This window comes from Polaribacter aestuariivivens, from assembly GCF_005885675.1.
Taxonomy (GTDB): Bacteria; Bacteroidota; Bacteroidia; order Flavobacteriales; family Flavobacteriaceae; genus Polaribacter; species Polaribacter aestuariivivens.
Genome location: NZ_VANR01000001.1, coordinates 675,341 through 697,797, shown reverse-complemented (window position 1 = coordinate 697,797; position 22,457 = coordinate 675,341). Strand labels below are relative to the sequence as shown.

Annotated in this window: 16 protein-coding genes; 8 read left to right on the top strand and 8 right to left on the bottom strand. The window is 28.7% G+C overall.

What is annotated here, in order from left to right:
- Positions 1-27: 27 nt before the first annotated feature.
- The 3 genes from FDT66_RS03140 to FDT66_RS03130 form a co-directional block, all read right to left on the bottom strand.
- The gene (locus FDT66_RS03140) at positions 28-708 is read right to left on the bottom strand and encodes a response regulator transcription factor (protein WP_138534682.1); all 681 of its coding nucleotides are present in this window, start codon (positions 706-708) and stop codon (positions 28-30) included.
- Positions 705-1,511: a sensor histidine kinase gene (locus FDT66_RS03135; protein ID WP_138534681.1), complete on the bottom strand. Its 807-nt coding sequence runs from the start codon at positions 1,509-1,511 to the stop codon at positions 705-707. The genes FDT66_RS03140 and FDT66_RS03135 overlap by 4 nt, the downstream gene beginning before the upstream one ends.
- Positions 1,512-2,485: 974 nt before the next feature.
- Positions 2,486-2,857, bottom strand: a complete 372-nt coding sequence (locus FDT66_RS03130; RefSeq protein ID WP_138534680.1) for a hypothetical protein — start codon at positions 2,855-2,857, stop codon at positions 2,486-2,488.
- Positions 2,858-3,037: 180 nt separating this feature from the next.
- Between FDT66_RS03130 and uvrC the strand changes: the two genes are divergently transcribed.
- Together uvrC and FDT66_RS03120 are read left to right on the top strand one after the other, a co-directional pair.
- Positions 3,038-4,846 (top strand): excinuclease ABC subunit UvrC, encoded by a 1,809-nt coding sequence (gene uvrC / locus FDT66_RS03125; RefSeq protein WP_138534679.1) that lies wholly within the window; start codon positions 3,038-3,040, stop codon positions 4,844-4,846.
- On the top strand, positions 4,843-7,044 hold the full coding sequence (locus FDT66_RS03120) for a patatin-like phospholipase family protein (RefSeq protein WP_138534678.1): 2,202 nt from the start codon (positions 4,843-4,845) through the stop codon (positions 7,042-7,044). The genes uvrC and FDT66_RS03120 overlap by 4 nt, the downstream gene beginning before the upstream one ends.
- A 42-nt stretch (positions 7,045-7,086) precedes the next feature.
- Here FDT66_RS03120 and FDT66_RS03115 read toward each other — a convergent pair whose 3' ends face one another.
- Together FDT66_RS03115 and FDT66_RS13980 are read right to left on the bottom strand one after the other, a co-directional pair.
- Positions 7,087-9,339 (bottom strand): inorganic phosphate transporter, encoded by a 2,253-nt coding sequence (locus FDT66_RS03115; RefSeq protein ID WP_138534677.1) that lies wholly within the window; start codon positions 9,337-9,339, stop codon positions 7,087-7,089.
- A gap of 196 nt (positions 9,340-9,535) precedes the next feature.
- Positions 9,536-9,706: a hypothetical protein gene (locus FDT66_RS13980; protein WP_171032299.1), complete on the bottom strand. Its 171-nt coding sequence runs from the start codon at positions 9,704-9,706 to the stop codon at positions 9,536-9,538.
- A 450-nt stretch (positions 9,707-10,156) separates the two neighbouring features.
- Between FDT66_RS13980 and FDT66_RS03110 the strand changes: the two genes are divergently transcribed.
- A complete protein-coding gene (locus FDT66_RS03110) occupies positions 10,157-12,871 on the top strand; it encodes a TonB-dependent receptor (protein WP_138534676.1) in 2,715 nt (904 codons plus the stop codon).
- A gap of 114 nt (positions 12,872-12,985) precedes the next feature.
- The gene (locus FDT66_RS03105) at positions 12,986-14,161 is read left to right on the top strand and encodes a hypothetical protein (RefSeq protein ID WP_138534675.1); all 1,176 of its coding nucleotides are present in this window, start codon (positions 12,986-12,988) and stop codon (positions 14,159-14,161) included.
- A gap of 68 nt (positions 14,162-14,229) precedes the next feature.
- Here the strand turns inward: FDT66_RS03105 and FDT66_RS03100 are convergent, their stop codons facing one another.
- A complete protein-coding gene (locus tag FDT66_RS03100; RefSeq protein ID WP_138534674.1) occupies positions 14,230-14,655 on the bottom strand; it encodes a cation transporter in 426 nt (141 codons plus the stop codon).
- Between the two features lie 94 nt (positions 14,656-14,749).
- Between FDT66_RS03100 and FDT66_RS03095 the strand changes: the two genes are divergently transcribed.
- The gene (locus FDT66_RS03095) at positions 14,750-15,625 is read left to right on the top strand and encodes a DMT family transporter (RefSeq protein WP_138534673.1); all 876 of its coding nucleotides are present in this window, start codon (positions 14,750-14,752) and stop codon (positions 15,623-15,625) included.
- 106 nt (positions 15,626-15,731) lie between these two features.
- On the opposite strand, the gene FDT66_RS03090 is transcribed toward FDT66_RS03095, so the two are convergent.
- Positions 15,732-17,780 (bottom strand): M16 family metallopeptidase, encoded by a 2,049-nt coding sequence (locus FDT66_RS03090; RefSeq protein ID WP_138534672.1) that lies wholly within the window; start codon positions 17,778-17,780, stop codon positions 15,732-15,734.
- 18 nt (positions 17,781-17,798) lie between these two features.
- A complete protein-coding gene (locus tag FDT66_RS03085) occupies positions 17,799-19,121 on the bottom strand; it encodes a M16 family metallopeptidase (RefSeq protein WP_138534671.1) in 1,323 nt (440 codons plus the stop codon).
- A gap of 267 nt (positions 19,122-19,388) precedes the next feature.
- Between FDT66_RS03085 and rplU the strand changes: the two genes are divergently transcribed.
- The 3 genes from rplU to FDT66_RS03070 all read left to right on the top strand — a co-directional run bounded on the left by rplU (position 19,389) and on the right by FDT66_RS03070 (position 22,420).
- Positions 19,389-20,078: a 50S ribosomal protein L21 gene (gene rplU, locus FDT66_RS03080; protein ID WP_138534670.1), complete on the top strand. Its 690-nt coding sequence runs from the start codon at positions 19,389-19,391 to the stop codon at positions 20,076-20,078.
- A 40-nt stretch (positions 20,079-20,118) separates the two neighbouring features.
- Positions 20,119-20,379, top strand: a complete 261-nt coding sequence (rpmA, locus tag FDT66_RS03075) for a 50S ribosomal protein L27 (protein WP_015481656.1) — start codon at positions 20,119-20,121, stop codon at positions 20,377-20,379.
- A gap of 124 nt (positions 20,380-20,503) precedes the next feature.
- Positions 20,504-22,420 (top strand): sensor histidine kinase, encoded by a 1,917-nt coding sequence (locus tag FDT66_RS03070; protein ID WP_138534669.1) that lies wholly within the window; start codon positions 20,504-20,506, stop codon positions 22,418-22,420.
- Positions 22,421-22,457: the final 37 nt, after the last annotated feature.

The following is a 22,457-nucleotide window of genomic DNA, read 5'->3' as shown; positions in this document are numbered from 1 at the left end:
ATACCCAGTGAATGTAAGAATGGTTAGTTAGAGATTAAAATCTGGAGTAATTTCTATGAGTTTTTTTTGAATGCCATAAATAACTAAACCTGCAACATTTTTAGATTGTGTTTTTAAAAGTAAGTTATTTCTATGACCTTCTACAGTTCTTGGACTAATAAATAATTTTTCTGCAATTTCTGAAGTAGTATATTGTTCGCAAATAAGCTCTAAAACATCTATTTCTCTGTTAGAAAGTAGTTTTTTATCTAAATCGCTTTTAATACGTTTTCCACTAGATGATATAATGTTTTCATGAATAATTTTTAAAACTTTTTCATCATAATAAAATCCTTTTTCATACACCTCATTAACAGTACGAATTACCATTTTAGGGCTTGTGTTTTTTAGTAGGTAAGAAGAGGCACCAACATCTATCATGTTGGTAATAAAAGATTTACCACCATAACTTGTTAGTGCTATTATTTTAATGTTTGGATGTGTTTTATGAATAACTTTTGTGGCTTCTACACCATTTACTTCTGGCATTTTTAAATCCATTAAAATAACATCAGGAAATTCTTCTGTATTTGTTACAAAATCGATAAGTTCTTGTCCGTTTTCTGCCTCAAATATGACGTTAAAATTGACTTCTCTTTCTAAAAGAAAACGAATACCTTTTCTAAATAACTGTTCATCATCTGCAATGGCAATATTTATTTTTTTCATTTGGGGGAATTTACGATGGTTATTTTTATTTTAAAACCCTTATTTAAGGCAGTTTCAATAGCATAATTACCTTTTAAAATTGCAACTCTGCTTTCTATGTTTTTCATTCCTAGTCCTTTTTGATGGTTTTGGCTTTTAACATCAAAACCACAACCATCGTCAGCATAAGAAAAGAGTAAATTTTTTGGTGTACAGTTTATATTTAATATGCTATTTTTTGCTTTTCCATGACGTACAGAATTGTTAATTAACTCTTGAACAATTCTAAATAAATGCAACTCTTTTTGTGGTGTTAAATACGCTTTTGAGTATTCTAAATTATATTTTATATTAATCTTTTTACTATTATTAAAAGAATCTGCCAATTCTTCTATGGCATCTTTTAAGCCAAATTTTTCTAAAATTGGAGGTAACAGATTATGTGCTATTTTTCTGGCACTTTCCAATGTTTTATCTGTGGCTTCTAAAATGGTATCATTAATTGTTGAATACTCTTCGGGTCTTAATTCTCCATCTTTTAAAAGATTGGCATTTAAGTTGATAACGTTTAGTTTAGAGCTAATATCGTCGTGCAAATCTTGTGCAATACGTTTGCGCTCATCTTCTTGAGTAACGATTATAGATTTTATCATCTCTTTTTGATGATTAAGCTCTAAGCTTTTTTTCTCCAATTCTTTTTCTACTATTTTTTTTCTAGAGAAGAAGAAAAATAATAAAAGCGCAACCCCCATTAAAAGGAGCAAAAGAACACCTATTAAAACTATAGTTATCACTTGATTTTCTTTAGCAAAGAATTCTTCCATTAGAGGTTTTAATAAGATAAAACGAATTTACGGAAAAATAATTTTACAGTGAAGATAGCAGATTATTTATTGTTTTTAAAGCATTTACAAAAAAACGGGTATTAATACGTGGTTTTTGTGAACTGATAAATATGTTAGATTTAGTTAATCATTTTATGCTTCTAAAGTTGTTGAAACATTCTATAAAAAACAGTTATTTTAAAAAAATAGAATTTATTTGTAAAACATGTAATTTTACTTCTTTGGGGCCTATATTTTCGAATGTATAATAAATTATAAAATAGTAATAAGTATTAAAAAGAGGTACCTTACATTAACAATAAGATCTCGAAAAATTATATTAAACTTTAGGTTTCTTAAAGTTTTTATACCATTCTAAAGTAATTAAAAGTTGATAAAAAATATACAAAACAGCATTAGACAACCAAATAGTTAATTTGATACCAGATTTTAGATTTCCTGCTGAAAAAAGTAGGGTACTACAAAGTAAATAAATAAACAATCCAGAGACAAAATAAATAAACTCTTTATTTTTAGCATCTATTTTTTTTACAAAGAAAATAAAGCAATAAATAATCAAAGGGATTGAAGTAAGTATAACCTCAATAAGGTTATGTTCAAAATAAATTTCTGGGAAATAATAGTAGTAAGATATTAAAATTAAGATAGTTATAACTAAACATGCCTTAATAAAGTTGGTGAGGAATTTATTTTTAAACTGTTTTAAAAAAAAGAAGCTTAAAAATATAAATTGACCTACAAAATAATAATGTGTGAATTCTTTATTTGGTTTTTTAAAATAACCTAAATAGTACATTATAAGTTGAATGCCTAAAACATAAATTAGATAAAATGAAATAATTTTAAAAGCTATCGTTTTTTTGCGATAGCTTTTAAAAAATAATAATGTATTTAACGCTAAAAGAATATTACCAATAATTGCAATATTTTTAATTAACTCTATTTGCTGAGAATTATCCATTCAAAGGGCTATCAACATCACAAACTTCAGGACAAGGTACTGTTGCGTCATAAATATCACCACCATCTGGGTCTAATACTTCTGCATCATTTTTAGAAAGCGTTATCATGTCTTTTCCGTTTTTATCAACACCAACAAACATTAATTTCTCTATAAAAACATTTTCTCCTTCTACTTTTGTCTTTTCAACACCTAAATAAGCACGTGCAGCAACAGCTCCTTCACCAATTACTTCTTTTAAATCATTTAAAGGAATTGTGAAAGCTCTACACTCAAAGTATTTATTATATGAAGCCTCGTCATCTCTCCACTCTTTTGCCCATTTTTTAGCAGTTTTTAAACTGATTTTGTTTGTTTTAATCATTTTTTTAAGTTTAGTTAATAAATTTAGTTTTGGTTAAAGTCTAAAAATATATAATTTAGACTTAAAAGTAGTACCAATACCTAAATTTAAATGTAAAATCAGGTATAAATACTTAAAAAACTAAAAATTATAACAGGTGTTTTCCTATGGAATGTATTTAAAAACTTGTATTTTCGTTTTATGTCGTCATCTTTAGAATTGCAATTAAAAACCTTACCAACTTCTCCAGGAGTATATCAGTATTTTGATAAAGAAGATACGATCATCTATGTGGGTAAAGCAAAAAATTTAAAGAAAAGAGTGACTTCTTATTTCACAAAAAAACATGAGAATGGAAAAACTCGCGTCCTTGTAAAAAACATAGTTCACATAAAACATATTGTTGTAAATACAGAAACTGATGCTTTACTATTAGAAAATAACTTAATTAAAAAATACAAACCCAAGTATAATGTTTTATTAAAAGATGATAAAACATACCCTTGGTTGTGTATTAAAAATGAACGTTTTCCACGAATTTTTTTAACAAGAAGAGTCATTAAAGATGGGTCAGAATATTTTGGACCTTACACATCTGTAAGAACCGTTAAAACATTACTAGATTTAATAAAAGAATTATACCCACTTAGAACTTGTAAGTACGATTTAAGCGCACAAAAAATTAATGAAGGCAAATATAAAGTTTGTTTAGAATATCATTTAGGCAACTGTTTAGGTTCATGTGAAGGTTTAGAAACACAAACTCATTACGACAATTCTATTGTAGAAATTAGAAATATTATCAAAGGAAATTTCAAAGAAAGTTTAGATCGTTTCAAGAAAATGATGCTCGATTTTTCAGAGAATATGGAGTTTGAAAAAGCACAAAAAATAAAAGAAAAATTAGACAGATTAAATAATTACCAAGCAAAAAGTACCATTGTAAATCCATCTATAAATAACGTAGATGTTTTTTCTATCATTTCTGATGAAACGCATGGTTATGCAAACTTTTTAAAGATTTCTAACGGTTCTATTATTCAATCTCATACCACTGAAATTAAGAAAAAGTTAGACGAAACAGACAAAGAATTATTAGAGCTATTTATTGTAGAAATAAGACAGCGTTTTGATTCACAATCACCAGAAATTTATGTGCCTTTTAAAGTAAATTTAGGTGAAACAGTAAAAGTAACTATACCAAAATTAGGAGATAAAAAACGTATTGTTGAACTCTCTGAAAGAAATGCAAAATATTACAGACAAGAACAATTCAAACAAATAAAAATAGTAGATCCAGACAGACATGTAAAGCGTATTATGGCACAAATGAAAAAGGATTTACGCTTAAAAGAAGAACCAAGACATATTGAGTGTTTTGATAATTCCAACATTCAAGGTACAAACCCTGTTGCAGCCTGTGTTGTTTTTAAAGATGGTAAACCAAGTAAAAAAGATTATAGGCACTATAACATTAAAACGGTTGTAGGTCCAGATGATTTCGGTTCTATGGAAGAAGTTGTTTATAGACGATATAAACGTTTGTTAGCAGAAGACGAACCTTTGCCACAGCTAATAATTGTAGATGGTGGAAAAGGACAATTATCATCTGGGTTAAAAGCTTTGGAAAGATTAGGTTTGCGTGGTAAAATAGCCATTATTGGTATTGCAAAACGTTTAGAAGAAATTTATTATCCTGGAGACCCAATACCTTTGTATTTAGATAAAAAGTCTGAAACCTTAAAGATTACGCAATATTTAAGAAACGAAGCACACAGATTTGGTATTACATTTCACAGAAATAAAAGAAGTAAAAGCGCTATACAGAGTGAGTTAGAACAAATTCCTGATATTGGAAAGCAAACAATTACAACTTTATTACGTAAATTTAAATCGGCAAAAAGAGTAAAAGAAGCTTCTTTTGAAGAATTAAAGGCAGAAATAGGAAACTCTAGAGCTATGAAGGTGTATACCTTTTATCAAAATGAAAAAGTAAATAAAAAGCTATGAAAAAAATATTCCTTCCTATTTTAATTTGTATTCCATTGCTCTTATTTTCTCAACAAAAACAACCAAAAGTTGGTTTGGTTTTAAGTGGTGGAGGTGCAAAAGGGTTTGCTCATATTGGAGTTTTAAAAGAAATTGAAAAAGCGGGTTTACAAATAGATTATATTGGGGGTACAAGCATGGGCGCAATAGTTGGTGGTTTGTACGCAATAGGTTATAGTGCAGACCAAATTGAAGAAATAATTGTAGAAACGGATTTTTCCACGCTAATTCAAGATATAAATTCACGAGAATCTGAAAGTTTTTTTGAAAAAGAATATGGAGAAAAACATTTTATTACATTGCCTGTTTACAAAGGTAAAATAGGACTGCCATCAGCAATATCTAAAGGTCAAAATGTACTAAACTTATTATCATCTGTACTTTCACCATCTCATGGAACTACCAATTTTTCGAATTTTAAAATTCCGTTTTTTTGTATTGGAACAGATATAGAAACTGGTGAAGCAGTAGTGTTACAAAAAGGCTCTTTACCATTATCTTTAAGAGCAAGTGGTTCTTTTCCAACCTTATTATCACCTGTAGAAATTGATGGTAAATTATTAATTGATGGAGGTGTAGCCAATAACTTTCCAGTAAAATTAATGAAAGCCAAAGGAATGGATTTTATTATTGGTGTAGATGTTCAAGGAAAGTTAAATAAGAAAGGAAAAATAAGATCAGCAATAAATATTATAAACCAAATTGTTAGCTACCAAATGTATGGTAAGTTAGAAGAAGATAAAAAATTGGTAGATATTTATATGCATCCAGATGTATTAAACTATACAGTAATAGATTTTGAATCTGGTAAAGAAATTTTACAAAAAGGACAAGATGTAGCTTCAGAACATGCAGAAGCTTTTAAAAAAATAGCAGCATTACAAAAAGTAAAAAGAAAAGAAGAATCTAAAAAACTAAACTTAAAAGATTTAAGCAAAAAATTTAAAGTAACAGATATTAAATTATTTGGCAATGAAAAATATACAAGAGCTTTTATTTTAGGAAAATTAAATATTTTAGAAGGTGATAGTATTTCTCATAAAGTTATTGTCGAAAAAATTGCAAACTTATCATCAACAAATAACTTTGAAAGAATTTTATATTATGTAGAGCCAACAAAAACCGGAAATAGATTAACGTTTTCAATACAAGAAAGTGACTTAAATGCAAATTTAAGAATAGGACTTCACTATGATTATTTATACAAATCTAGCATTTTAGCAAACTACAATCACAAAGGTGTTTTAACAAAAAATGACATGCTTGCTCTAGATTTAATTCTGGGAGACAATTTAAGGTATAATTTTACTTATTTTGTAGATAATGGATTCTATACCAGTTTTGGTTTTCGTTCTAGATATAATCATTTTCGCTCTCAAGTACCTTATGATAACCCATCTTCACCAAACATTAGCAGTGTTAATTTAAGATACTCAGATTTTACAAACGAAGTTTTTTTACAAACTACTTTTGGTAGAAGATTTGCAATTGGTATTGGAGCAGAAGTAAAAAGAATTGAGGCTAAAACAGAAAATATAATACCAATAAATAACAGCAATATTTCTGACGATAGTTTTTATTTTAATACTTCTGGCTATTTAAAATTAGATACTTACAATAAAAAATACTTTCCAACCAAAGGTGTTTTTGCAGATTTAGGCTTTAAGTGGTATTTATTTTCTAGTGATTTTTCTGATAATTTCGAAAGATATGCCCAAGCAAAAGGTAAAATAGGTTTTGCAACCTCTTTTTGGAACAAATTTACCTTCCAATATACTGGAGAAGCTGGTTTTTCTTTAGATCAAGTAGAATCTGGTGTTTTTGATTTTTACTTGGGTGGAAATAACCAAAATTACATCAACAATTTTGTTTCTTTATATGGTTATGAATTTGCAGCTTTAGGTGATGATTCTTTTGTGAAATCAGAATTTAATGTGCGTTATCAATTTTTACCAAAACATTACTTTTCTGTAATTGCTAATTATGCACGTTTAGACGATAATGTGTTTAAAAATATCGATTTATTTAAAAATATTAAATCTGGTTATGCTGTAGGTTATAGTTATAATTCTTTTATTGGTCCAATAGAATTAAAATATGCTTGGACGCCAGATATTAATAAAAGTACATGGCTTTTTAATTTAGGTTTTTGGTTTTAACCAAAAACCTAAATTTTGTTTTAAAATAAAGCCTTTTGTAGGTTATTTATTTGCTTTAGTACTTAAATAAAACTCTTCATAAGTATTTAAAAGATTCATTAAAGCATTAATTAAATCTTTCGTTTCTAATAAAACACTAAAGTATAAAGTAGTGTTTTTAGGACTTGTTTCATCAGTTCTAATTCTTTCTACTTGCTTTTCAATTGACAAAGAAACATTTTTAAATAACTCTTGCTTTTCAATTAAGATAGATGTTAAATCGTCAAAACTTCTTTTTTGGAAAACATCGTTTACCTTTTGTAGTAAAGAAGTTAATTCTACATCAATTTCTTTTAAATCTTTTAATTGCCCTTTCTTTAAGTTTTTATGATTGTTATTTACGTGCTTGTAGCTCGCTCTAGAAATATAACTAATAGATTGTGCAGCATCTTGTAAATAACCTAAAACCATAATATAAAACCTACTTGCTTGTACAGAGGTGTCATCTAAAGACTTTATAAAGTAGAAAACGCCATCTTTTAAACCGTCAATTTCATCATTAAGTTTACCAACATGTTTGTCGGTTTTACGTAATTTATTTAAATCGTGATTTGCTAAATCGTTTACAACATTTGTATATAGTTTATTTACTCGAGTAGCAACTTCAGATATGTGATCAGCACTTTCTTCAATTACTCCATTTATAGTAATTAATTCAGCTCTTTCTATATATTCTTGTTTTTTAACTTCTTTAGATTTATTTCTATGAATTAATGTGTTTCGTCCAATTAAAAAAGCAACAACTGCTAATAAAATAGGAATCATAACCATATCAAAACTAATTAAATAGGCAACTAATGCTGCTGATAAAAATGCTGTTAAAGCTGTTAAAAACCAACCACCAATTACATTTAAAACACCTGCAACTCTATATACTGCACTTTCACGCCCCCAAGCTCTGTCTGCTAAAGATGTACCCATGGCAACCATAAATGTAACATAGGTTGTAGATAATGGTAATTTCATAGATGTAGCAATAGAAATTAAAATTCCTGCTACAATTAAATTTACTGAAGCTCTTACCAAATCAAAAGCAGGTAATTCGTAAGTTTTATCTTTTGTAAGAGAAATTACTGGTTTTTGAAATTTAGAGTCCACAAAAGCTATCGTAGATTTTGGTACTATATAACTAATACCAGTGTTAATTGCCATAGCAGCTCTTACAACAATTCTAGATAATGGATTTGGTTGAAATTTCTCATGCCCTTCTCCTTGTCTAGATAAATCAATACCAGTTTTAATTACGTTTTGAGCTTTGCTAGAAGTCCATAAAGTAATTACCATAATAGCACCAGCTACCAATAATAACCAAACGTTAGAAGGTACCTTCTCAGCTAAAATTTCCATAGAAAAACTATCTGCAGCAACGCCAGAAACTTCCCAAGCTTGATAAGAGTTCCAAGCCGCAATTGGTACACCAACAAAGTTTACCAAATCGTTTCCAGAGAAAGCCATTGCTAAAGAAAAGGTTCCAACTCCAATAATTAATTTCAAGATATTTATTTTAAAAACTTGAATTAATAGTTGAGAAATTATAGACCAAACCACAAAACTTCCTCCAATAATAGTATAGGTATTTCCTTCAATTAAAAACTTTACATCGTTGTAAAAAGGAGTTCCTTTCATTCCTTTTATAATAATAAAATAAGTAATTGCAGTAATTGCAAAACCTCCAAAAAGGGCGTTTATGTAGGTTGCTCTTTTTTCGAAATTAAAAGAATAAATTAACCTAGAAACAAATTGTACTAATGCTCCAACAGAAAATGCTACTACTACAGAGAGTAGTATTCCGTTTATAATTTCTAATGCTTTTTTATAATTGATATAATTTAAAATATCTGAAACAGATTGTCCATCGTTTGCTGATATTTTTAAAAGCGAAATACAAACTGCAGCTCCTAACAATTCAAATACAATTGAAACTGTGGTTGATGTTGGCATTCCAAGAGAGTTGAAAATATCTAACAAAAGAATATCAGTAATCATAACTGCCATAAAAATGAACATGATATCTTGAAACATGAACATGCTTGGGTTAAAAATACCTTTTCTAGCAACTTCCATCATTCCATTAGAGGTAATTGCTCCAAAGAATACTCCTAAACTGGCAATTATCATAATGTTTTTTACTGAAATAGCTTTTGAACCAATTGCTGAATTTAAAAAATTAACAGCATCATTACTAACTCCTACAACAAGGTCTACAATAGCTAAAACTGCTAAAGCAACAAGCATTAAAATATATGGATCTCCCATTTTTTCCTTAAAATTTAGTTCTGCAAATTTACAAACACAAAAATTTGTAAATGTTATGTTTATGTTATGTTAATTGCGTAAAAAATATACGCCTACTTTTAATTTATGACCTGCAATATATTTAGATATTCCTAAAATATATTAATTTTCATCACCTTTTATAATAATATTTTTTACTAAATGTAACATTTGTATATTATAGGGAAGGTTCTATGGTTTTTAAAAAAAATCTAGTTTGTAAATTTAAATCATTTTCTACTTGTACAATATCACCTATTAAAGTTTCGTCAGAATTTTTTGTAATGGCATCGTGTGCGTTTCTGTTTGCATATTCTCCCATAAATGAAAACCCTTTGTGTTTGTACATTGCATCTATAAAAAGCGTAGATATATTTGTTGAATAAAAACCAGTATTATTTAAAATGTAAGTACTTTTGTTACTTCTATTTCTTATAGCATTAATCTCTGTCTATATTAAATCTACTATTCAATAATGAGCAATTTACTTGTGTTGTGTTTGTTGAAGATATAACAAGCTCTCTTTTACCAGTTAATTTTATTTGTTCAAACCACAAAACAAAATATCCAGCATTATTCCATTTAAAAAAAAAAGCCTTGACTAATTGTAATTATCGTTTAAAAAAATGAAAAAATAATTTTTACTTGTTCACTTTAATGTTTGTTTAAAATTAACAAACGGTTAATAAATTAATTAAAATTAACATTCAGTTAATACTATACTAACCCAAGCATAATTTACAGCTAACATATAGTTTACAAAACAACTAGACTTTTGCATAAGTAAAATTCACAAATAATGAAGAAATTTTTATGCGTTGCTTTTATAGCTTTAAGTCAGGTTTTAATTGCACAAAACAAAGGAACTGTAAAAGGTTTATTAACCGATAAAGAATCTAATAACGATCCTTTGCCATTTGCAAATGTATTTATTAAAGGAACCACAATTGGAGCAACTACAGATTTTGATGGGCTTTATACTTTTAAAGTAGAAGCAGGAACACATATTATATCGTTCAGCTTTTTAGGATATAAAACTGTAGAAAAAACATTTACAATTAAAGCTGGTGAAACCGTTACAATAAATCAATTAATGACCGCTGAAGAAGGAGTTGGTTTGGATGAAATTATTGTAAGATCTTCCACTAGTAAAGAAAAAATTAGTGCATTAATTCTAGAGCAAAAGAAAGCAGTTTCTATTAAAACAACTATTGGTGCGCAAGAATTATCTGTAAAAGGAGTTTCTGATGCAGAAGGTGCAGTTACAAAAACAGCTGGTGTTTCTAAAGGATCTAAAAATGTTGTGGTAAGAGGTTTAGGAGATCGTTATAATTCTACAACATTAAATGGTTTACCGTTACCTTCTGAAGATCCAGAATATAAAAATATATCTTTAGATTTTTTTGATACCAACATTATTAAAAATGTGGGTATAAATAAAGTTTTTACTGCTGATATTTCAGGAGATGTTGGTGGTGCAAATATTGATATTGAATCTAAAGAATTAATTAAAAAACAAGAAGCAAGTATAAGTTTTGGTTTAGGAGTAAACTCACAAACAGCTTTTAAAGAGTTTTTAACAATAGATGGAACCAATAAAGTTGGTACACAAAAACTGAATCATTCAATTACAGATTTTTCAGTTTATAATTTTCAAAATTCCTTCAATCCTAATGGTCAAAATTTTCAATTAAATAATAGTTTTTCATTCAAATATGGTAAAAAATATGATGTTGGAGAAAATACTTTTAGTTTTTTCTTTGTTGGTGGTTCAGATGCCAAATATAATTATGAAGAAGGAAACATTAAACAAAATACAAATGGAGGTTTAGTTTTTAGAGATCAAGAATTTTCTAAATATAATTATAATGTATCTCAATTACTTATGGGTAACATAAAGTACAAATCAGATGTATTTAGTTTAGCTTACAATCATTTATTTATCCATAATAATAAACAATCTATTGGAGATTATTTGGGTAAAGATGATCCGCAACAAGAAGGCGATTTGTCTTTTCAAAGAAGACAGCAAACCAATAATAACGAGTTGTATGTAAATCAATTTATTGGAAATTATAAACTTACTGAACGTTTAGATTTTGAGGCAAAAGGTGCTTTAAATTTTATTAGAGGTAATGAACCAGATAGAAGGTCTAATGAGTATTTAATTAGAAACGGAGAAACAAGACCTAACACAAATTCCGACGGTACAAACGAACGTTATTTTTCTAAACTTCAAGAAAATGACTATGCAGCCAAAGCAATAATATCTTACAAATTAAAGGAAAACGAAGAAGATAAGAGTACCATAGATTTTGGTGTAGATTATAGATATACAGAACGTTTATTTTCTGCAACTATTTTTAATCATAGATTTACTGGAAATGGACCATTAATTTCTATAAACGATCCAGATGCCATTTTTAATCAGAACTCTATAGATACTAATATTTTCTCATTAACATCTTTAAATGTTAAAGCAGCAAATCCAAATGAAATTGTACCATTCACTTACAGAGGAAAAAGATTGGTTAGTGGCGCTTTTACAAATTTGGTATATCAATTTAATGACAATTTGTTTGTTTCTGGAGGTTTAAAATTTGAGAAAGCAGAACAAAGAGTTACTTACGCAACTAATATTGGAAAGAGTATTGTAGATGGTCCTTCATTTATTAGTAAATCTTATCTTTTACCAAGTTTAAATATAAAGTATAGTATTAATGATGATAATATTTTGCGTTTTGCAGCAAGCCAAACGTATACATATCCTCAGTTTAAAGAAACAGCTCCTTTCAAATATCAAGACATCAATTTTGCAAGTCAAGGAAATCCAGATTTAAGACCTTCAGATAATTATAATGTGGATTTAAAATTTGAACGTTATTTTTCTTCTAGTGAATTAATTTCCGTAACAGGTTTTTATAAATACATTTTAAACCCTATTTCTAGAAGTGAAATTTCTAGTGCAGGAAACACCTTAACTTATTTAAACGTTGGAGATGATGCGTCTATTTTTGGAATCGAATTTGAAGCAAGAAAAAATATTTTAAAAAATGATGATACAGCAGCAAATGAATTTTCTTTAGATGCTGGTTTAAATGCTTCTTATTTATATTCTAAAGTAAACTTAGATAGTGGTTCAATTGCTCAGTTTCAACAGTCATCATCAGAATTAGAGGGGGCAACACCTTTTTTAATGAATGCAGATGTATCTTTTAATAAAAAATACGAAAAAAGCGAATTAACGTCAACTATTGTATTAAACTATTTTAGCGACAGAGTATATTCTATTGGAACCAGAGGTTTCGAAAACATCATCGAAAAAGGAATACCAACCTTAGATTTGGTTTCTTCTTACAAAATTAACAATAAATATAATTTCAGTTTAAAAGCAACCAATTTATTAAATCCTTCTTTTCAGTTAAGTAGAGATAGTGCTGCAGGAAATAATGTAGTGTTAAGTAACTATAAAAAAGGTGTTAACCTAAGTTTAGGAGTTTCTTACGAATTTTAAATAAACAAGTAATAAGGTAACATTTCTTTAAGATTAAAAAAAAGATAAAGAAACATTACAGTTGCAAATTTGTAACAATAAATAAAACAAACATAAAAACTAAACAATTAAAAAATGAAAAAATTATTTGTATTAATGTTAGCAGCAACAACAATTTTGTTCTCTAACTGTTCTTTAGATAACGATGACGAAATTGGAGGAGGAGCTATTGGAGGAGAAGTGACTTCGCAAAACTTAGCAGGAAACCTAACTTCAGACTTAAGATTAACATCTGGTATTGCACACAATTTAACAGGGGCACTTTTAGTAAAAGATGGAGCAACATTAACTATAGATGCAGGAACTAGAATAAACGCTTTAGCAGGAGGAACTGATGTATATATTTTAGTAGAAAAAGGAGGTAAGCTTATTGCAAACGGAACAGAAAATGCACCAATTGTATTTACTTCAAATGCTACAAACCCTCAGGCTGGTGATTGGGGAGGAATTATTTTGAACGGAAAAGCACCTTTAAGTAGACAAAATGGATCTGATAGTAATTCTGCATCTGAAGTAAACACGGGTATTTTATACGGAGGAAATATTTCAGATGATAATTCAGGAATCTTAAATTATGTAAAAATTGAATATTCTGGAGCAAGAATTGATGACGAGGCAGAACACAATGGTTTAACTTTAAATGGAGTTGGTTCTGGAACAACCATTTCAAATATTGCTATTTTAAATGGTGATGATGATGCAATCGAATTTTTTGGAGGAACTGTAAATGCTACAAATATTTTAGTGGTAAATGCAAAAGATGATATGTTCGATTTTACACAGGGTTATACAGGAACTTGTACAAATTTATATGGTGTAAGAGAAAATGGTTACACAGCTGTTACTTCAGATCCAAGAGGAATTGAAGCAGATGGTAATTTAGATGGTAATACACCAACAGATATCAATCAATCTAATTTTACGATAAACAAAATTACCATAATAAATAATGCAGCAGGTGTAGATATGTCTGATGCGATTAAAGTTAGAAGAGGTGCAACTGCTATAATAACTAACGCTTACATAGCTTTAGGTGCAAATGCAACATATTCTGATGTAGTAGATTTACAAGATGGAAAAGGAAGTGCAAATGATAACACCGATATTACTGGTACAGCAAATACTGCTAATGGTTTAGATATTACAGATGTAAAAAATACAACTACTGGTAATGCAAAAATCAATTTAACCGCAGCTACTTCTGGAGGTGCAGATACTTCTGTTTTTGGTTGGACAGGTTATCAATTTTAATAGCTTAAGAAAAGAAAACTCAAAAAAAATCAGGCTTAAAGCCTGATTTTTTTATATATAATAATTTCTTATTCAGTTTTGTCTGCGCAACAAGCCATTTTACAATCTTCTTTACACTCCATTTTTTTGGCCATTTTATGCTCACAATCTTTCTTACAGTTTTCTGTACAAGAATGTTTTTTTGTAGCTGTTTCAGAAGCTTTGTATAAATCTCCACCAGCAATTCCATCAACAAAAGCAATTAAGTTTTTTTTTGACGTTGTGTTTGCATCAAATTCAATGTTTGCAATACTATCATTAAAAATTACTTTAGCATCTAAAACACCTTCTTTTTTAGATAATTTAGATTGAATGGTTTTTGCACAACCTATTTCACAAGTCATACCAGAAATAGCTAAAGAAATATTTTCTTTTTTTACTTCCTTGTTTTCATTACAGCTAGTTAGTACAAAAAGCGCTATTGTTATTGAAAAGAATATTTTTTTGATTGTCATAATATTTAGTGATTAAATTATGTTGCAAATTTATCAATAATCAATTTGATATCTTAATAATTGTTACACTTTTGCAAATAGAAAAAAATATCACATGAATAATCAACAACAAAAATGGTTGTACTTAATTTTACTCTCCTTAGTTTGGGGAAGTTCTTTTATTCTAATGAAAAAAGCACTTTTAGGTGTTACACCAATTCAATTAGGTGCGCTTAGAATGATTTTTACAGCAATTTTTCTACTTTCTGTTGCGCCAAAATCATTAAAAAAAATTCAAAAAAAACATTATAAGTATATTGTTTATACGGCTATTGCTGGAACTTTTGTTCCAGGTTTTTTATTTGCTTTTGCAATTACAAGTATAGATAGTTCCATAGTTTCCATATTAAATTCATTAACTCCATTTAACACCTTAATTTTAGGAGCAATTATATTTGGCTTTGGTTTTAAAAAACAGCAATTATATGGTATTTTAATTGGTTTGGTGGGTACGTTAATTTTAATTTTAAAAGGAGCAGTTTTAAATCCAGATCAAAATTATTGGTATGCTTTATTAATAATTGTTGCTTCTGTTGGGTATGCGTTTAACGCAAATATGGTTAAAAAATATTTAAATGATTTAAATGCGCTTTCTATAGTTACAGGTAATTTTTTGTTATTAATTGTTCCTGCGTTTGTGGTATTATCTTTTACAGATTTTTTCACCACATTTAGTTTACAAGATGAGGGGTTAATGAATTCTTTAGGATATGTTGCAGTTTTAGCAATTGTAGGAACTGGTATTGCAAAAACTATTTATAATAAAATGGTACATATTTCAGATCCAGTTTTTTCGTCATCTGTAACTTATTTAATACCTATAGTAGCTATTTTTTGGGGTATGTTAGATGGAGAAAAATTAAGTTTACTACAAATATTTGCTGGAATTATTATTTTATTGGGTGTTTATTTAGTGAACAAGAAAAAATAATATTTTTAAAGTTTTATTTTCTGAAACCTTAAAATATAAATTTATAAAAAAAGAGCCAAAACAATTTGTTTTGGCTCTTTAATAATTAAGTAGGTTTCTGTTTTAATTATTTAAAATCTGCATCAGAAACACCTTCATTTACCTTAATTTCTTTAATAACAAAATCTAAGTTCATTGGTCCAGATTTTATCATAATTGAATGAGGAAACATAATACCATTTACTGCTTTGTAATCAGAAAATACAGTTGGTGTTTTTATTTCTTTACCATCTGGAGTTTTTACTGTTTTTACTTCTTTTACTTTTAAACCAGAAGCCATATCGTAAAATACTTCAGTATCATTGTATTTTAAAACAATTGCATTTTTACCTTCTAAAGGCTCAATTCTTACTAATTCTCCAGTTGTGTATGCTAAATCACTAAAAATAGCATTTCCGCTTTTTGCTTCTGCAATTTGGTCTGGTTGCATTTCCATTTTTTGACCTCTAGCTTCGGAATATCCTTTAGTACCGTCAAAAACTGTTTTTTGCATTACATTACCCATCACAGCAATTTCTTGCGAAGATTTGTTTGGAGAAGATGCCTTCATAGTCATAACTAAAGGTGTACCTTGTATAGTTGCATTTGCAATCGTTAAAGTGGTTTTTACATCCATAACTTTGTCTTTACCACCAATAGCTTCTATATACTTATTTACTACTTTTTCTGCAGTCATTCCATCAGGAATTGGTAATGTCATTGCAGGCTTGTCTGTAGGATTACCTTCCTTATCAAAATACTTGATTACGTAATCAGTTTTTTCTAAGTTTTTAAGAACATCAATTCCTTTTCCTGTAATAACAATTCTTGCTTTATCACCTCTAAAATATTTAATTGCAGCGTTTTGAACGTCATCTAAAGTAACAGCATTTATGTTTTTTAAATAGTTTTCATAATAATCTTCAGGTAAATTATTTTGAAGAATGCTTAATGCGTAACTAGCAATTGTACTTGGTCTTTCAACAGCTTTTACAAAGTTTCCTAAGTATTTTGCTTTTGCAATGTCTAACTCTTGTTGTGTTGCTTTTTGGTAACGAATTGTATTAATTTCTTTCATTGCTTCTACAACTGCACTGTCTGTAACCATGTTTCTTACAGAGGCAGACGCTTTAAATCTACTTGCATACCTGCTTGCTCCAACACCAGAATAAGCACCATAAGTGTATCCTTTGTCTTCACGTAAATTTTTATACAATCTACCAGTTCCACCACCACCAAGAATTTGGTTTGCTAAAAGTGTTGCATAATAATCTTTATCAGTCATTTTTAAATCTACAACACTAATAATTGCTACTTCAGATTGTACAGCATTTGGCATGTTTATGAAGTTAATTTCTGTAGTTGCTGGATTTGTTACTTCAGGCAATGTAACAGGAGTCATAACAGCAGGTTGCCAATCACTAAATAGTTGAGTAATTTGTTTTTTTACATCAGCAAACTCTACATCACCTATAACAACTAAGTAAGCATTATTAGGTTTGAAAATTTTTGCATATAAATCTTTAACATCTTGTAATGAGATGTTGTTTAGAGTTGTTTCTGTAGTGATTTCTCCATAAGGATGATCTTTACCATAAGTTAAAGCTCTATCTACTTGACCTGCAATTGCAGCAACACTATTTTGACTAGATTTTATACCATCTAAAGCTTGCTTCATTTGTTTGTCAAATTCTTCTTGCGAAAAAACTGGGTTAAATGCAGCATCTGCCATTAATTCTAAAACTCTTGGAAAGTATTTAGATAGTGAACTTGCATAAGCGCTTTGTGCTCCAAAACCAATGTTAGCTCCTAAATAATCTACTTCTTTATCAAAGTCATCTTTAGAAATATTGGTAGACCCAGTTCCTAAAAGTCCGCCAACAAAACCTTCAATTCCGGCTTTATCTCCAAAAGCCATTGGTTTGTTATCTATATCTAATGTAACAGAAACTCTTGGTAGTTTATGATTTTCTACAACCAAAACTTGTAAACCATTTTTGAGTGTAAATTTTTTAGGAGTTCCTATATTAATTTTTGGAGCTGGTCCAGATTCTGGCATTTTTGTTCTATCAATCTGTGCAGAGACATTTATTGATATGAATAATAATGTTATTATTGAAAATATCTTAGTTTTCATTTTTCTTCTTTTATTTTATTATTTCTTTTGAGATTCTGGCAAATAATCTATTACAACTCTTCTGTTTTTAGCTAAATACTTTTTAGCAACCTCTCTAATTTCTTCTTTAGTAATAGAGTTTATAATTTCTATATCGGTATTAATTCTTTTAGTATCTCCCATTAACAAGTAGTTAGTTACTAAAGATGAAGCAATACCTTGTACACTTGAGTTAGCAGCTACATAGCTATTCTCAAACTTATTTCTTACTTTTTGTAAATCTTCATCAGAAACTAATTCTGTTTGTAATTTTAAGATTTCTTCATCCATTTCTTTAATTAAATCATCTAAAGAAGTTTCTCCTAAAGGAATTGCACCTATTGTGTAAACACTATAATCTACTAAAGGTCTTCCAAAAGAAAAAACTGCTAGTGCTTTCTTTTTGTCTTCCACTAACTTCTTTTGCAATCTAGAACTTTTTCCATCACTTAAAATGGTAGAAATTACATCTAAAACTTTTGCCTCTCTATCTCTCATAGAAGGTGTTTTATATGCTAAAACAATTGCTGGTAACTGAATGTTAGAGTCATATTCTGTTACTCTTTTTTCTTCAGTTCTTTCCGGTTCTACAATTTTAACTTTTTTAGGAGTTGTTCTTGCAGGTATTGTTCCAAAGTAATTTTTTATTAAAGATTTTGTTTCTTTTTTCTCAAAATCACCAGCAACAACTAACACAGCATTGTTAGGCATATACCACTTGTCATAAAACGCTTTAAATTCTTCTAATTTAGCGTTATCCAAATCTTCAATATAACCAATTAAAGGTCTTCCATAATTATGTTTGTCAAAAATGTGCTTGTAAATCATTCCGTATTGGATTTTACCATAAGGTGCATTGTCCATACGCTGTCTTTTCTCTTCTTTTACAACTTCATTTTGAGTATCTACCGCTTTTTGATCTACAATTGGGTGTAAAAGTCTTTCAGACTCCATCCATAAACCTAACTTTAATTCATTAGAAGGAAAAGTTCCGTAATAATAGGTTCTGTCCCAATTTGTGTTTGCGTTTCCACTTCCACCTCTTGAAGATTGTATTTCACTCCATTTTCCACGTTCAATATTTTTTGTGCCTGTAAACAATAAGTGTTCATAAAAATGAGCCATACCTGTTTTACCATCAATTTCATCAACAGATCCTACATTATACATTACACCAACAGTAACAACAGGCGCAGAATTGTCTTGATGTAAAATTACATGCATTCCGTTATCTAAATTGTACTCTTCAAATTCAACTTTTTGTGCATTTGCACTAAATGCAAGCAACATCGCTGAAGCAAGAGATAAAATACTTTTTTTCATTGATTTTTATTTAATTAATATTAATTTATTGTTTGTCGCAACTATTTTCTATTTGTTACATAAAATTTTAGGTGCAAATTGCAAAGTATTCAAAATTATAAATAATTCGTCAAATAATAGAATAATAAAGGGTTTTATTCGGTTGATTTTGATGTAATTATTTTATTAAAAACAATATTGTGATATTGTAAAAAAGATGTATATTTGCATCCGCATTTTCAGTAAGTCAATGCAAACTAATAAGTATAAATACGCAAAACAAATAGTATGTACGCAATCGTAGAGATAGCAGGGCAGCAGTTTAAAGTAGCAAAAGACCAAAAAGTATACGTTCACCGTTTACAAGGAGAAGAAGGATCAAAAGTAACTTTTGATAACGTTCTTTTACTTGACGACGCTGGAACTGTATCAGTTGGCGCCCCAGCTATAGAAGGAGCATCTGTAACGGCTCAAATTTTAAGTCACTTAAAAGGTGATAAAGTAATCGTTTTCAAAAAGAAAAGAAGAAAAGGTTACCAAAAGAAAAATGGACACAGACAAGCTTTAAGTGAGATTCAAATAGAATCTATCACTGCTTCTGGTGCTAAAAAAGCAACCAAGAAAACAGAAGCTAAAAAAGCTGCTCCAAAGAAGGAAGCAACTAAAGTAGAAACTCCAAAAAAGGAAACTAAAAAAGCTGCTCCAAAAAAATCTTCAAAAAAAGGAGATGATTTAAAGAAAATAGAAGGTGCTGGCCCTAAAGCTGCTGAAGCTTTAGTTGCTGCAGGAATTGATACTTTTGCGAAAGTAGCAAAAACAGACGCTTCTAAATTAAGCGAAATTTTATCTGAAGCAAGTTCAAGATTATCGCACATTGTGACTGATACTTGGCCAAAACAAGCTGGTTTAGCTGCAGAAGGTAAATGGGATGAATTAAAAGAATTACAAGATAGATTAGATGGTGGTATTGAAAAATAACCATTAATAATTTAACTTTAACCTATAAAAACTCAATAAAATGGCACATAAAAAAGGTGTAGGTAGTTCAAAAAACGGTAGAGAATCAGAATCGAAACGTTTAGGCGTTAAAATTTTTGGTGGTCAAGCTGCAATTGCAGGTAACATTATCGTTCGTCAAAGAGGAACTACACATAATCCAGGAGAAAACGTTTACATGGGTAAAGATCATACTTTACATGCAAAAGTTGATGGAATTGTAGAATTTCAAAAGAAAAGAGATAACAGATCTTACGTTTCTGTTACTCCATTTGAAGCTTAAAATTTAAGTTTTAAAAAATATTAAACGCTCAAACAATATATTGTTTGAGCGTTTTTGTTTTTAGAACATTATTATTTAATCTTATGAATTGTTTATGTAATTTTAACTCCAAATAAAAAAAATCATGAAACCTTTATTACAGATTATAATTTTTGTTTTTAGTATCACTATTTTTTCCCAAGAAAATAAAATTGATAGCATACATAAAATAGAAGAGTTAATTCTTGATAAAAAACTAGACTCTGCTTCAATATATTTAAACAAGGTTTCAGAAAATAATTATACAGCTCTCCTTGAAAAAATTGTTAATGGCAAAAGCCTTAGTTATGCAGAGCAGTATAAGTTTTTTACGCAAGTTAGTAATAGGCAATCTGTAAGATTTGAAAAAGTGTCTAACTATTTAAATGAAAATTTACAAGAACCTGAGAATAGAAAAAAAATTAATTCAGATTATGTTTTTTTACAATGGACGCATGTTTCTAAGCTAAGAGATGAGGTAAGTTTAGAGAAAGCATCTCAACTTCAGAAAGATTTAGAAAACTATGTAAATAGTTTTGATGCTTCTAATGTTGATGTGCAAAAAGAAAAAATTAGAATTACAACACACCCAATTGTAATGTACCAAATTCAGCAAGATGTTAAAAATGGTAAAAAGTTATGTTTGGAAAGCTTGGAAAAGGCAGAAAAACTTGGTGATAAAAAACTTCAAATTGTATTTTTATATCATTTAACAGATTTTCTTATTATCGAAGGTAAACTACAAGAATATATAGATGTAAGTGAAAAAAGTTTACAATTAGAAAACGAGTTACCTGAACATTCACCTTATTATTTTAGTATAATTCAACATTTAATAGACGCTTACATTTACAAAGGAGATAATAATAAAAGGGTTACAGAACTGTTGGATAAATTGTATTTGAATGAATCTACAAAAATTCAAACTTACTCATTATACGCAAAACTTATTTCGAGATTAGATAACAATTCTCCTTTAAAACAAGAAATCTTAAATAAATTTGAAGTCAGTAATGTTGTTGAATTTGTTAAGAAAATTGAAGTATTAGGAAAAGATTTAAATCCGAATGATTTTTTTCATATTCTAAATGAAGGAGCTCACGCACTAGAAAAAAATGAATATTATCAAGAAGCAATAAGGTATAAAGACAAAGCATTATTTCTTACACGAAAAATTTATTCTGAAGATTTGTCCAATTCTTTAGCAGACTATAAGACAGAACAAGCAGTAAAAGTGAAAGAACAGGAAATTGCTTACGAAAAAGAAAAAACATCATTATATGCAATCATAGCTGTTTTAGCAATTGTATTATTATTGATAGCTCTTTTAGTTTTGCGAAAAATAAGAAAACAATCTAAAGAGCTGTCACAAAAAAATAAAATTATAAAACAAACTCTAAAAGAAAAAGAACTTTTGGTTAAAGAAGTACACCATAGAGTAAAAAATAATTTTCAAATTGTATCAAGCTTACTAGAGTTACAAAGTAGAGGAATTGAAGACGAAAAAGCAAAAGAACTTGCGAATGAAGGTAAAAACAGAATAAAATCAATGGCATTGATACATCAAAAATTGTATCAAAACGAAACAGGTTTGGTTAATTTTGACGAATATATTCAACTATTGGTTAAAGAATTAAGTGTAATGTATGGTGCTGATAATCAGGTAGAAACTTCCATTTCTTCAGAAAACATGAGTTTTGATGTAGATACTGCAATTCCATTAGGTTTAATTATTAATGAAATTATTACAAACTCTTATAAATATGCTTTTAGAAACAATAAGAATAACAAACTTTCTATTGCTATTAATAAAAATAAAGATAATGATTACCAACTAGTAATTGAAGACAATGGACCAGGATTATCTAATGATTTTGATATCAAAAAAGCAAAAAGTTTAGGTTTACGTCTCATAAACAGATTGGTAAAACAATTACAAGGCTCTTTAAACCAAACAAATAAAAATGGGGCAAAGTTTGAAATTTCATTCAAAGATTTTAATACAAGACAACTAATAAACTAATATTCTACTTTTGCAAAAGTTGCATTCAGAACATTTT